This window comes from Pseudanabaena minima str. Chao 2107 (genome assembly GCF_051131155.1).
GTDB lineage: Bacteria > Cyanobacteriota > Cyanobacteriia > Pseudanabaenales > Pseudanabaenaceae > Pseudanabaena > Pseudanabaena minima.
Genome location: NZ_CP159508.1, coordinates 3,584,390 through 3,597,725 on the forward strand (window position 1 = coordinate 3,584,390; position 13,336 = coordinate 3,597,725).

14 protein-coding genes are annotated in these 13,336 nt (G+C 40.4%); 10 read left to right on the top strand and 4 right to left on the bottom strand.

Annotated features, from left to right (window positions below):
- On the bottom strand, positions 1 to 717 hold the full coding sequence (locus ABM313_RS16430) for a hypothetical protein (RefSeq protein WP_190576109.1): 717 nt from the start codon (positions 715 to 717) through the stop codon (positions 1 to 3).
- Positions 714 to 854: a hypothetical protein gene (locus ABM313_RS16435; protein WP_434684247.1), complete on the bottom strand. Its 141-nt coding sequence runs from the start codon at positions 852 to 854 to the stop codon at positions 714 to 716. Before ABM313_RS16435 ends, ABM313_RS16430 begins: the two co-directional genes overlap by 4 nt.
- A gap of 351 nt (positions 855 to 1,205) precedes the next feature.
- On the opposite strand from ABM313_RS16435, the gene ABM313_RS16440 reads away from it, so the two are divergent.
- The 7 genes from ABM313_RS16440 to ABM313_RS16470 all read left to right on the top strand — a co-directional run bounded on the left by ABM313_RS16440 (position 1,206) and on the right by ABM313_RS16470 (position 7,329).
- On the top strand, positions 1,206 to 1,703 hold the full coding sequence (locus tag ABM313_RS16440; RefSeq protein WP_434684248.1) for a GNAT family N-acetyltransferase: 498 nt from the start codon (positions 1,206 to 1,208) through the stop codon (positions 1,701 to 1,703).
- A gap of 9 nt (positions 1,704 to 1,712) precedes the next feature.
- Positions 1,713 to 2,792 carry an AAA family ATPase gene (locus ABM313_RS16445; RefSeq protein ID WP_434684249.1) on the top strand — a complete coding sequence of 360 codons (1,080 nt, stop codon included), beginning with the start codon at positions 1,713 to 1,715 and terminating at the stop codon, positions 2,790 to 2,792.
- Complete coding sequence (locus tag ABM313_RS16450) at positions 2,789 to 3,433, top strand: DUF4276 family protein (protein WP_434684250.1); 645 nt, start codon at positions 2,789 to 2,791, stop codon at positions 3,431 to 3,433. The genes ABM313_RS16445 and ABM313_RS16450 overlap by 4 nt, the downstream gene beginning before the upstream one ends.
- Before the next feature lie 91 nt (positions 3,434 to 3,524).
- Positions 3,525 to 3,761 carry a 50S ribosomal protein L31 gene (gene rpmE / locus ABM313_RS16455; RefSeq protein ID WP_190576113.1) on the top strand — a complete coding sequence of 79 codons (237 nt, stop codon included), beginning with the start codon at positions 3,525 to 3,527 and terminating at the stop codon, positions 3,759 to 3,761.
- Positions 3,762 to 3,842: 81 nt separating this feature from the next.
- Entirely contained in the window at positions 3,843 to 4,949 is a 1,107-nt protein-coding gene (prfA, locus tag ABM313_RS16460) for a peptide chain release factor 1 (protein ID WP_434684251.1), read from the top strand.
- Between the two features lie 96 nt (positions 4,950 to 5,045).
- Positions 5,046 to 6,545, top strand: a complete 1,500-nt coding sequence (locus ABM313_RS16465) for an isochorismate synthase (protein ID WP_434684253.1) — start codon at positions 5,046 to 5,048, stop codon at positions 6,543 to 6,545.
- A 16-nt stretch (positions 6,546 to 6,561) separates the two neighbouring features.
- The gene (locus ABM313_RS16470) at positions 6,562 to 7,329 is read left to right on the top strand and encodes a Fic family protein (protein WP_434684254.1); all 768 of its coding nucleotides are present in this window, start codon (positions 6,562 to 6,564) and stop codon (positions 7,327 to 7,329) included.
- Positions 7,330 to 7,352: 23 nt separating this feature from the next.
- Here the strand turns inward: ABM313_RS16470 and ABM313_RS16475 are convergent, their stop codons facing one another.
- Both ABM313_RS16475 and ABM313_RS16480 read right to left on the bottom strand, forming a co-directional pair.
- Positions 7,353 to 7,844 carry a hypothetical protein gene (locus ABM313_RS16475; protein WP_434684255.1) on the bottom strand — a complete coding sequence of 164 codons (492 nt, stop codon included), beginning with the start codon at positions 7,842 to 7,844 and terminating at the stop codon, positions 7,353 to 7,355.
- Positions 7,845 to 7,846: 2 nt separating this feature from the next.
- On the bottom strand, positions 7,847 to 9,199 hold the full coding sequence (locus ABM313_RS16480) for an AAA family ATPase (RefSeq protein ID WP_434684256.1): 1,353 nt from the start codon (positions 9,197 to 9,199) through the stop codon (positions 7,847 to 7,849).
- A 165-nt stretch (positions 9,200 to 9,364) separates the two neighbouring features.
- On the opposite strand from ABM313_RS16480, the gene ABM313_RS16485 reads away from it, so the two are divergent.
- From ABM313_RS16485 to ABM313_RS16495, 3 genes are all read left to right on the top strand, one after another.
- Complete coding sequence (locus ABM313_RS16485) at positions 9,365 to 10,912, top strand: cytochrome P450 (RefSeq protein ID WP_434684257.1); 1,548 nt, start codon at positions 9,365 to 9,367, stop codon at positions 10,910 to 10,912.
- A 383-nt stretch (positions 10,913 to 11,295) separates the two neighbouring features.
- Positions 11,296 to 12,453, top strand: a complete 1,158-nt coding sequence (locus tag ABM313_RS16490) for a hypothetical protein (RefSeq protein ID WP_434684258.1) — start codon at positions 11,296 to 11,298, stop codon at positions 12,451 to 12,453.
- A 110-nt stretch (positions 12,454 to 12,563) separates the two neighbouring features.
- Positions 12,564 to 13,322, top strand: coding sequence for a sterol desaturase family protein (locus ABM313_RS16495; RefSeq protein ID WP_434684259.1), 759 nt, complete (start codon positions 12,564 to 12,566; stop codon positions 13,320 to 13,322).
- Positions 13,323 to 13,336: the final 14 nt, after the last annotated feature.

Consider the following 13,336-nt stretch of genomic DNA (forward strand, 5'->3'; position numbering starts at 1 on the left):
TTAATAAGACAATCTCTGCTTGAGACTTTCCGCGATCTTTGTCCCCAAATATTCAGGAATTAAATTTTCGTTGGGACCTAACAAATACAAAATCAACCTTGTACGCCCACGCCAGACTAATAAATTGGCATTTACCACCAACAAATCTTCCTGCCAAATCGCATTCATCACTTTATAAAATAATCCTGGTTGGCTATCCGCCTCAACTAACAACGCTGGCAAATGAAATACGCGATCGACATAAAAGTTTGTTTCTACTTTCTTAAGCCCACTGTCGAGATTAAACTCTAGCGCCAACATTTCCTCCACCTCAAAGCGCCCTAATAGAGTCTCTTTGATAGCTTTTCGTACATTTTCCGCCGTTTTTTGAGGCAGAGATTTGCCCCCACGCGAAATTACCAGCTTAATAAATACCAGCATTGGCGAGTGAATCTGCCCATACAAACTGAGGCTATGAATCGTTAAGCCGTAAGCCGCTAATACGCCAAAAATGTCGTTTAACAAAAAAGATTGATTACGATAGGCAAAGTAGAGCACACTTTTGCTGCTTTCAGACTTTAGCTCAATTACAGCTTCCTTAGTTTGATATAGCTGATAAGCCAAACGCAAGTTTTGTAGCTGAATATCACTACTTACAAACTGCTCGTAAAACTGAGGAAAGCTCATATTGAAGCGTTTCAGTAATTCGATCGTTGAGGTTTTTAGCCCAAACGTCATTGACAACCTCCCGATCGCTTACAATCGCCTGTCATTGTCCAGAATATTTGCCAAGACACCAAAACACCTACGGCTTTTGGTGTGGATACCAATATTGGATGCCCATAACTATGAAATAGCGCGATCAAATTTAACATTGCTTGTTTCAGGAGTTAAGAAAATAAAAGCTAATAATCGAGGGCTTAGTTATAAGGCAGCAATGATGGCATAATTCTACCAACTATAGACACAAGACTGGATAAAAGCACCTAGCATTTATAGCTGTCGCCAGTCTTGTTAGGATACTAACCCAAGAAGTGAGTTGCGGCGCTTCGCGCCGCAACTCACTTCCTGGGTTTTGATGTGTCCTAATACAAATGGCGACAGCTATAAATAACAGCATTTTAGTATTTGCGATCGCGTGATTTCAACAAAAGCGGATACAATACAAAAGCGTTTAGAATGTCTGTAACAAATAGGGCGATCGCTGCTATATACAAATTAGGCAAATGGGGTTCTGGAAAAGCTTATTTGGTTCTGACACCCTAGAACCGACAAAAAAAACAAAACTTCGCCAAGTGCCAAACCAAAGCGGACAGATTTTCTTTAGCACCGAAAAAGATCTTGATCTCTACGAACTAGAAGAATTATGCGACTCTGTAGGTTGGGCGAGGCGACCAATTCGTAAAGTCCGCATTGCCTTACAGCATAGCTTTGTCGTTCTCTCGATGTGGGAGCATCGCGGCGGTTTTCGGCGTTTAATTGGATTTGCTCGTGCTACTTCTGACCATGCCTTTAATGCGACATTATGGGATGTAGTAATTCACCCCGATTTTCAGGGAAGGGGTTTAGGTAAAGCAATGATGGAAGAAATGATCCGAGAGTTACGCAAATCTGACATTAGCAATATCAGTTTATTTGCCGATGCCCATGTGGTCGAGTTTTACAATCAGCTAGGTTTCAACGCTGATCCCGAAGGCATCAAAGGTATGTTTTGGTATCCATAAGCTACAAAAATGAACCAACATCAGTTATCCAGAATCGTACTGAAAGGGTTCAAATCAATCCGTGAGTGCGATCTTGAGTTAAAAGAGCTAAATGTCTTAATTGGGGCTAACGGCTCTGGTAAGTCGAACTTTATTTCGTTTTTTCGACTAATTCAGCAAATTATTGCCAAGAATCTACAGTACTACCTCAAAAAGCAGGGGGGGATAGATGCCCATTTACATTTTGGGCGCAAAAAGACTAAAGAAATTATTGGCGAACTCTACTTTGGCGATCACGGCTATAAATTTTCGCTAGAGCCAACGCTGGACAATCGAGTTTTATTTGCTAAAGAGAGCTACTGGCAATCTCAATTGCCTGACTGGAGTATTGGATCAGGACACTTTGAAACTAATTTAGGCATTCCAGAACAGATTAGTAATCCCACTGTACTTAAAGTGATGAAAAGTTGGCGGATCTATCACTTTCACGATACTAGTGAGACTGCTTCGGTTAAGATACCTCAAGCAATTAACGACAATACCTATCTGCGATCAGATGCTCAAAATTTAGCTGCTTACTTATATCTATTAAAGGAGCAATATCAAACTCACTATCAAAGAATCGTTAAAACAACCCAGTTAGTAGCGCCCTTCTTTGGGGATTTTTTCTTGCGTCCTGATCCTAATAATCAAGACCAAATTCAACTGGAATGGGTTGAAAAGGGTGAAGATATACCATTTAAAGCATATCAACTCTCCGATGGGACTTTGCGGTTTATTTGCCTTGCAACTGTATTGATGCAGCCAGAGGATAAGCAACCTGAAATGATTTTGATCGATGAGCCAGAATTGGGTTTACATCCCTATGCCATTAATGTTCTCGCTTCATTGCTGCGCTCTACAGCCAAATCTAAACAGGTCATAGTTTCTACCCAGTCAGTAGCACTACTGAATGAATTCGACGCATCTGATGTGATTGTGTGCGATCGCATCGAAGGGGCAACATATTTACACAGACTAGATGAAGATGCTTTAGCTGAATGGCTAGAAGAATACTCTCTAGGTGAACTATGGCAAAAAAATATTTTGGGTGGTAGACCATCGCGATGATTAGAGTCCATATTTTCTGTGAGGGGCAAACCGAAGAAACCTTTGTACGAGAACTGTTAACAAGCCATTTTGCTCGACTAGATATTTGGATCAATCCAATTATTTTGCGTACCAGTAAAATCGGTAAAGGTGGGATATCAACCTATGGCAAGCTGAAAAATCAGATTAAAAAAAAATGTAAGGAAGATCCTAATGCGTGGATAACGACGCTGATCGATTTTTATGGGTTATCTACTGATTTTCCTAAACTAGCAATATCTAGGAACTTATCATCAGTTGCTAAAGCAAAGATAATTCAGCAATCCTTTCAGGATGATATTGCAGAATCAAACTTCATTGCAAACCTGATAATTCATGAGTTTGAAGGTTTGTTGTTCAGTGAACCAGAAGCTTTTCAAAACTGGTGTGATGATACACAAGTAGTCGTTAATCTGATGAAGATTCGTTCTGGGTTTCCGTCACCTGAACATATTAATGATGGATATAAGACCGCACCCTCTAAACGGATTCTCAGTATATTTAGTCAATACGATAAGGTTTTACATGGCTCATTAGTTGCTCTAGATATCGGCTTAGAAACTATTCGCCGCGAATGCCCAATGTTTAATAGTTGGATTGAGCGCCTTGAAAGTCTTGCTTAAAATTAAGAAAGAGCAAATCGTCTTTTTTAATTTGCATAATTCTGTGTTAGTCTAGAAAAGCTTAATTTTTTGATTTTTTATAGCTAAGACTATGCCTAAAGCTGGAATTCACCCAACGTGGTATCCCGAAGCAAAAGTAATTTGTAACGGTGAAGTAGTAGCAACCATTGGTTCTACTCATCCTGAGATTAATGTTGATGTATGGTCGGGTAATCACCCCTTCTACACAGGCACACAAAAGATTATCGATACCGAAGGTCGCGTAGAACGCTTCTTACGTAAGTACGGCATGTTTGACGAAAACGCTGCTGTGGAAAATCAGGTATAGCCAACCTTGGATTAATTCAAGATTCAAGATTTCCTTCTGGCTTACTAACTTTTCACTTTCTTTTGCGGTAACTCAAATTCCATGCCTGCTGCTTACTTAATCAAAAAGCTCGAATCTGTTGAACAAACCTTCAATGAACTGACTCGTCGGATGGGTGATCCTGACGTGGCGACCGATCACGGCGAGTTTCAGCGCATTGCTAAGGTACGGGCTTCTTTAGAGGAGACGGTGCTGACCTACGAGACTTTTCGCAAGGCGGAGCAAGATTATAAAGAGTCGCAAGAAATCATGAAGGAGTCAAATGACCCCGAACTCAAAGAAATGGCGGCTCTAGAGGTAGAGGAGTTATCCGCAAAGCTAGAGGAACTAGAGAAAAAATTACAGATTTTATTGCTGCCCCAAGATCCTAATGATGATAAGAACATCATGTTAGAAATCCGTGCAGGTACGGGCGGCGATGAGGCTGGGATCTGGGCTGGAGATTTGGTACGGCTATATACACGCTATGCCGAGCGTCAGGGCTGGCGGGTAAAGATGGTCAGTGAGACCCTCGCCGAAATGGGTGGCTTTAAGGAAGCAATCATTGAAGTCCAAGGCGATCGCGTTTATAGCAAACTCAAATTTGAGTCGGGTGTACATCGTGTACAACGGGTTCCTGCGACAGAGTCACAAGGACGTGTGCATACATCCACAGCAACAGTGGCGATCATGCCTGAGGTCGATGAAGTAGAAATTCACATCGATCCTAAAGATATTGAAATGTCTACGGCAAGATCGGGCGGTGCGGGTGGTCAAAACGTCAACAAGGTGGAGACGGCTGCCGACCTATTTCACAAACCGACGGGAATTAGAATTTTTTGTACAGAAGAGCGATCGCAGTTACAAAACAAAGAGCGAGCCATGCAGATCTTACGGGCTAAGCTCTATGAAATGAAGTTGCGCGAACAACAGGCTGAGATTACGTCGATGCGACGATCTCAAGTTGGTACTGGTTCGCGATCTGAAAAAATTCGGACTTATAATTACAAAGACAGTCGTCTTACCGAACATCGTTTGGGTCAGAACTTTACTTTGCCGCCGATTTTAGAAGGTGATTTAGAGGAAGTAATCCAAAGCTGCATTTCTAAGGATCAACAAGAACGTTTACAGGAATTAGCGATCGCGACAGGTGACGATCTCGTTTCATAGAATGATTTAAAGCGCGGCTTTGCCACACCCTCAAATCGTTCTATGAAACAGTGGATTCGCGTAGGCTGAATGACCTTGTATAGTTAAAATATAATCATGCAAGTTCGTCAGAGTGTCACCTATAGCAGCATCGATTCTAAATCTCTGCACGATTGGATTGTTAAAGCGATCGCTAAAGCACAGATCACAGGATCACCGATCTTATTGAGTTACTCTCAAAACTGGGAGTGCTTTAATCCTTTATTGTTGTTGGCGAGTAAATCCGAAGCTCAGCAACCAAAATTTTACTGGGAACAACCAAATGCAGACTTAGTAATAGCAGCGGCAGGTTCAGTTGCTGAGGTGTCAGTTCCCAACCATGACTTGAGAGATCGCTTTGATTGTGCCAAAAAATTTATCAAAGCCCATTTAACTAATGCAATCATTGCGAAGACTCCCAATTTTGCATCCCCCGAATCTCAAATTTCTATACATATTTTTGGGGCTTTTTCGTTTTATCGCAATGGTAGTGATGCGAGTGAATACCTAGATTTAGCTGAACCCAACGATTATCAACCAGCGATCGAGTTTCCGACTTTACTCTTTTTTATTCCGCGTTGGATGATACGTCACAAGGATCAAAATTGCACTTTAACCCTAAATCATTATATCCAGCCTTGGGACAATGCCGATGAAGTACTAGAACTTATAGAGAATTTGCGATCGCATTTATTAGAAAGCTCCCATTACGAAGCACCAACAGTTCACGAGGTGAGTAAAATTGTCGAGGTTCAAGGTCAACAAATCTGGACAGAGATCGTCGAACGAGCCTTGGCTTTAATTCATCAAGGACATTTTGAGAAAGTAGTTTTGGCTAGAGCATTGGATGTGTTAGCCGACCGCGATTTTGATCCATTTCAGGTACTGCATGTTTTACGGTGTGAATATCCTGAATGCATTTCCTTTTTATTAGATTATGGCGTGGGCAAAACCTTTTTAGGCGCAACTCCTGAAGTGGTGCTGCAATTTAAAGCTCAAAGCGATCGCCTTTGGTTACGCAGTGATGCAGTGGCAGGTTCGATCGAGCGTGGTAAAACTGTCCAAGAAGATCAAATGCTGGGAGATCGCTTGCTCAATAGCGAAAAAGATATGCGCGAACATCAGATTGTAATTCGTTCGATCTGCGATCGCTTGCAAAGTATGGGTGCGGCAATCGATTTGCAAGCCGAGACTAGTTTGCTAAGGCTTTCTAATGTGCAGCATTTATATACACCGATTACTGCTCAAATTAATGATCCTGATTGGTTGATTGCCCTTGATATTTTGCAGCAGCTACATCCAACGGCGGCAGTTGGGGGTGAGCCGAGAGATCGTGCAGTTTGCTTTATGCAACAATGGGAAGCCTGCGATCGCGGTTGGTATGCTGCGCCCATCGGTTGGCTAAATGGTAATGGCGAAGGAACTTTTGGTGTAGGGATTAGAGCGGGATATATTCAAGGCGATCGGGCAAGAATTTTTGCGGGTGCGGGGATTGTGGCAAATTCGCAGGTGGAAAATGAGCAAAGTGAAACCACGATTAAGTTTGCAGCTTTGTTAAAGGCTTTGGGCGCAATTTAATTTACATGCTGAATTTATGAGAACAGTAGAATCAATCCTTGCTGATATTGATCGACTCAAAGCAGAGCTAGATATTTTGCGGCAATCCTTAGACAATGCCACAATTAAAGAAGCGTTAGAAGTTGAGTTTTTGTATGAAAGCAATCGCATCGAAGGTAATACTTTAACGTTACGTGAAACTCAATTAGTCATTAATGAGGGAATGACGATTAGTGGCAAGAGTATGCGTGAGCATTTAGAAGCAATTAATCATAAAGAGGCAATTCTATTTATTGATGATCTTGTTTCTCAAAAGGTAGATTTGTCAGAATATATTCTTAAGCAAATTCATGGAATTGTCTTGTATGGAATCGATCGCGAAAATGCGGGAGTTTATCGTAAGTTACCTGTAGCGATCGCAGGAAGTAAGCATTTACCTCCACAACCCTATTTACTACAAGATTTGATGGATGGCTATTTCCAATTTTATAATCAAGCAAAGGATCATCTGCATCCAGTAGTTTTAGCAGCCGAAATGCATGAAAGGTTAGTGACTATTCATCCTTTTATTGATGGCAATGGTAGAACTTCCCGCTTAATCATGAATTTAATTCTATTGCAATATGGATTTCCATTAGCAATTATTGGTGGTGATTATGATAGTCGGATGGCTTATTATGATGCATTAGAAAAGGTGCAATCTGAGAATAATAAAGAAGATTTTATTGAGCTAATTGCTAACAAGGTTTTATTTGCTTTAGAAAGATATATAAACATATTAAGTCCTACACAAATCAGATCATAGCCTAAGAAAATTTTGATAGAAGTTTAGGCGTTAGTGTTTGCTTCAGGGCAAATAAAGTCGAGCTTAACACCATGTTCTGCGAGGGCTTGTTTGTACCTAAGCCAGCCACGATCTGCTGCATGGGAAATTGCGGGCTTAGCAGGATGAATTAGGGCAACTGCAACAAATTTGCGATCAGACTTATCAAAATTTTTGAGAGATTCTGATTGTGGAAACTCCTCAAACTCATATTCCGAAATTTGTTTGATAGCAACTTGCTCACAATGCTTACGATTTGCCTGATTCTTCAAAAGCCAATAAAGAAATCTATCTCCTACCTCAGGTTGCCCTTTCTCGGAGACATTATTTTTATACTCTTTAAGAATTAGCCAACTTTTGTCAATTACTAAGACACCTGATTTTTGTAAACTGTTTAAGTATTTAACGCATGAATTTATACATTCTAGTGAAGCTTGCGGCGCTTTATTTTTTCCATTTGCGACAACAAGAACATTTGTATCTACAACATGATACATTTTCAATCTCCAGCATTCATTTGACGTTTGATAGCAGCCTCAGTCATAGCAACAGCATCTCCCATTGAATCACCAAAGAAACCATCAGGATAATTACAAATATTGCCATAGTCATCAACATCAAGAGTAATTAATTCTGAATCTCCTTGATCGTTCATTTTACAAAAATATAGGGCTGCATCTTCATTAGTAAAACCATCCTTTTCTTCAGCCATACGTCTTTGTAATCGTGTTAATAAATGTTCACTATGACTTTCGATAATAATTTGAATATTGCGGGTTTTGATGACTTCGATAAATATATCGGCGAGTCCTGCTTGGACTGAGGGATGTAAATGTATTTCGGGTTGTTCAAATATGAGGGTTGCGCCTTTGGGTGCGTAGTAACATAAAACTAATATTGGTAATACTTGCGAGACTCCAAAGCCAACATCAGTAATTAATACTTCTGCTGAATTCAGCGACTTCTGAACTAATATTTCATAATCACCACGATTAGGTGTAATTCTATTTACTCGAAAGTTGTGTATCAATGTCAATTTTTGCAAATCTCTAGCTACTGACAATTCAACTTCAAACTCTTTTTTTCTTGAAGCAAGAAGGGCAGCAACAGTAAACTCTCCATACTTACCAACACCTTGGGGACTTTCCCCAGACCATTGATAAGTTCTTCTAGGATATTCTCTTAATGGTGCAAGATAGTATGTATTTTGAAAGAGATCCTCGTAGGCTGCTTGATATTCTGATATATCTACATTATGTAAAATACCGTAGTTTTTTATTAGTTGAGGATTTTCTATTTGTTTTATTCTAGGAAAAGATTTTCCCTCAAGAGATTGTAAATCATGAAATTCTTCAAAGAACCTTCCATCTTTAGAGAGAGTATAATTTTGACTGTTATTCTCTTTGTCAAAAGAATTCATAATAGTTAAATAATTCCATCCATAACTTTCTCCTATGTATTTATCCACAGTAAAAGTATATCTAAAAAAATCAAAATTAATTTGATCTGCTTCGATAGTAATTACTGATTCAAATTTTAATGAGTTATCGGCATTTTGCTTGTAGGCAGGTATTAATGGAGAAGTTTTAACCATATAAGGAACTGATAAGCCTGACACATCAATATATTTAGGAATCCATTCAAATTGAAATTGAAATTTTTGGGGTAATTGATGTCTGTGACTAATATCGTAAGTAGTACCTAAATCAACATAGCTATATTGATCGCCGCCTAGGTGCAAAATCCGATTGCGATCGCTTGACTCGACAGTTTGCTTTAGCATCAACAAAAATTGTAAAATTGCCGTTTTCCCAGAACTATTCGCACCAAAAAATCCAGTCAGAGGAGCCATCCGAAACTCACCCGTATCTGCCCAAGACTTAAAATTCTGAATGCGTAGTTGCGTAAACATTGTGAGTCTATAGTTGGGTAAAGATTATTCGCATTTTTATCTTAGCGCGATTATAGATAGTAAGATGAAGCGATAGTGATATCTACATGAGTTCTAGGCGAGTCTATGCCCATATTCAGTACTATACAGATTTCTTTTGCTGCATTGCTCCCTTATACCAGCATAATTGCGATCGCGATTATAGGAATTCTTAGCTGGCGTTCTTGGCAAAAAAGACAGCGCTATCAATCGCTAAAATCATTACCATCACCAGCAGGACATTGGCTACTAGGTAACATTCCACAAATATTAGAAGCAGTCAAAAAGAGACAATTCTTTAAACTCATATTTGACTGGAGTAAACAATATGGTTCTATCTATGTTTATTGGGTCGGCTATCCCGTTCTCATATTAAGCAAACCGTCAGTCATTGAAAGCACCATTGTCAATGGTATGAAAGATGGTAGCTTAATTCGATCAAGACAGGCTGTTCGGGCTTGGAATGATATCAGTGGACCAATTTTATTAGGACAAAGCGGAACCGAGTGGCAATGGCGACGGAAAGCTTGGAATCCAGAATTCACTTCCAGTGGACTTTCGGAATATATGGATATGGTACATCAAGCCTGTTCACAAATCACCACCACCATTAAAACTGCTGCTCCTAACGCAAGCATCCAAGTTGATGGACTGTTTGTAGAATTAACCATGCGGGTGATTTCCTGTCTACTGTTAGGCATTCCGATTGATCGCGAAGTTCACAGTCCAGAAGGTTCGCCTCTTGATGTGGAAAAAATTTACAAGGAGATGTCAGTGATTGGCTATCGATTTTTGCGCGTAGCAACTAGCGACAGCCCTTGGAAGAAATACTTACCCACACAATCATCCCGAGACTATTGGGCAGCAAGAGGCTATCTTGAAAAATTTCTCTCGCCACGTATAGATCTCGCTCTGCAACTCAGAGACAAAAAACAGATTGAGGCTGGTTCAATCAGTCCTTTATTCCAAAAATCAATGCTGGTCAAAATTGCCGAGAGGGAACCTCGCTACACCAGAGAAACTCTGATTGCTGAATCAATTGAACTATTGATTGCTGGCACTGATACTACTGCGCATACTTTATCCTTTGCGGTCGGTGAGCTTGCCTTACATCCAGCCATTTTTGAAAAAGCGCAAGGAATTGTCGATCAAGTTTGGCAAAAGCATGGATCGTTGTCGCTAGAAAGCCTAAAAGAACTCAACTATCTTCGTGCGATCGTCAAAGAAACTATTCGTCTTTACTCTATTGCATCTGGTTCGACTTCGTTACAGGTTGTCAAACCCATTGTTGTTGAGGGAATTACTGTTCCTGAAGGCACTAAATTATTTTGGTCAATTTTAGGTGCAGGTAGAGATGCTGAGACATACGACCAGCCTGACGAATTTCAGCCAGAGCGTTGGCTTGACGAACATAAAGGCAGTCTTCCACTACCAATGGTGGGATTTGGTTCAGGCTATCATCGTTGTCTGGGCGAGCATTTAGCAATGTTAGAGGCAACAATTATGTTGGCTCAATTGCTACGGCACTTTAATTGGACATTGGTCAACGGTCGCTCGTCTCTAGAAAATTTGCAGCAAAACTTATTGATTTATCCACCCGATGGTATGCCAGTGCGGTTTCAGGTAAGGTCGTAAATAGCTTGAGCTTGCTATTCAAAAAACTCCTTTTGTTTAAATAGATCACAAAAGCTATTTCATGCAACCAGTAAATTTTTCCCGTTTCTGTTGCTTCGCGCCGTAACTAGGGCTTTATGTCTTAACTTGCGTAGCTATAATGCTTAGCTATAAATTGATGAGTCCAAGCCCTTTCCCGCATATAGCTATAGTCGGACAAATCAAAAACCAAATAGTGTGAGGCGGCGCTTCGCGCCGCCTCACACTATTTGGTTTTTATGTCCTAACAAGCAAGGCGACAGCTATATTTATGGCAGTGACTAAGAAAAAAACTTGCAAACTTGACAAAGTCTGTTAATGTTTGTCTTGTAAAAATACCTCGGTATTGTTCGGTGAGGTTGTCCGTGAGTGATTTGAAACGCGAAGCAGCACTACGAGAAGTTTTGGTTAGAGCCGTACCCGTTAATGATGACGATGATCTTGATGCGCTCTTAGCTGGTGAAATGCTAGAAGAAAAAACAATCACTGAAATCACGAATATGTTGCGAGATAATGTGGATCTATTTTCAGATGATTGGTCGTTAGATGATAGCAACAACGGTAATAGTGAAAATTTAGAAAATACTGAATTGATTGCCGAGCGCGATCGCCTCCAGAAAGAGTTAGAAGATCTGCGATCGCAACACCAATTTGAATGTGAATATGTTGATCAGCTAGAACAAGAAATTACTAGCATCACTAATGATCGCGATCGCCAAGTCACGGAATTAACCACCCAACTCGAACAGTTGCAAAAGCAAGTCACTGATTTGCAAACGCACCCACCAGCACCAGATGATCGAGATTTAAGCGATCGCCTAGCGATCCATGTATTGCAACTAGAGGAAGAATTCAAACATCGCTTAGCGCTCGCCTTAGAAATTGAATCACAAAAAATTACCCAGCAATATTTGCAGGAAATTAACGACAAAAATGAGGTGATTCATCAACTGCAATGTCAGAACACAGCCCTAGATATTTCTCAACAAGCCTTGACCACAGAGCTAGAGGCAACTCAAGTTCTGCTTAAAGACTCCACTAAAACCCTTGAAATTGCTCAAACCAAGCTATCAGAAGTGACAACTCAACGGGATCAGTTGGAAGAAGAATTAATTCAACATCTTTCCAATCAGGCAAAGCTACATCAATCCTTGCGTGGTCTCGAAAATGAATATGTTAGCGATCTCACAAGAGTCCAAGAATTAGAGCAGCAGATCGAAGAACTACAAAATCAAGTGCTGCATCAAGCTTCTAAAGCTTCCGAATATGAAGCAGCGATCCAACATTGGAAAGAGCAATCAGTCCGTCATCAACACCACGCCCTCCAACTTAGCGGTGCGTTAGATCGCTTGCTAGCCGAAAAACCAGTTAGACACTTAACTCAACCGAATCACCATGCTAGTGAGTCTATGTACAAGCAGGAAGATCGATCACCTGAGTTTTTATCAGAATCAACGCCAGTGCGATCGCAGCGTCCAAATTCAAAGGTAGATTTACCATCTTTTCTAGTCAGACATCGCTAATTAACCAAAAATAGTAGGGGCGCTTTTGCGCCCCTACTATTTTTGGATGAACCTATATCGGGTATTGCAAGTCTAAGTAAAGATAACGCAAAGATCACTAAGCGATCGCCATGAAATTTGTTATTGCCTTTTTGGTACTATGGCTTTTATTTGGCACACTTGAGTGGTTATACCCACTGAGAAAAGAACAAAAGCGCTTTCGTCAAGGTTGGCTGACCGATGTTGCCCATTTTTTCTTTAATCACATTCTGGTAAATTTAGGGACATATCTAGTTGCGGCTTTTTTATACATCTTTTTTAGAGGCACAATTTCACCCTCATTGCAAATAGCAGTCAGAAGTCAACCTGCTTTATTGCAATTTGTTGAAGCATTTTTCATCGCCCAACTAACATTTTATACATTGCATCGCTTAGCGCATACAGTGCCTTGGCTGTGGCGATTTCATGTAATTCACCATAGTAGTGCGGAACTAGATTGGCTAGCCTCTGCAAGGTTACATCCCATTGAAATGATAGTTGTCAATATTGCAGTGGGAGTTCCACTCTTTTTACTTGGCTTCACGAAAGAAACTTTTGGTGTCTATCTGGTATTTAGCGCCATTTTACCGATTTTAAACCACTCAAACACAACATTTGAGTTCCCAATTCTCAATCGCATTATTGCTACACCTAATTTTCATCACTGGCATCACAGCAATGATCTAGAAGCGCGTAATAAGAATTTCTCTGGATTTCCCATCATTGATTTAATGTTCGGCACATATTATTTACCCAAAACTCGAAGCCCTGAAACCTATGGAGTTGATGAGACAATTCCTCCAACCTATTGGCAACAATTAATCTATCCTTTTCAAACCCAAAAACAGTAAAGGCGGCGCGAAGC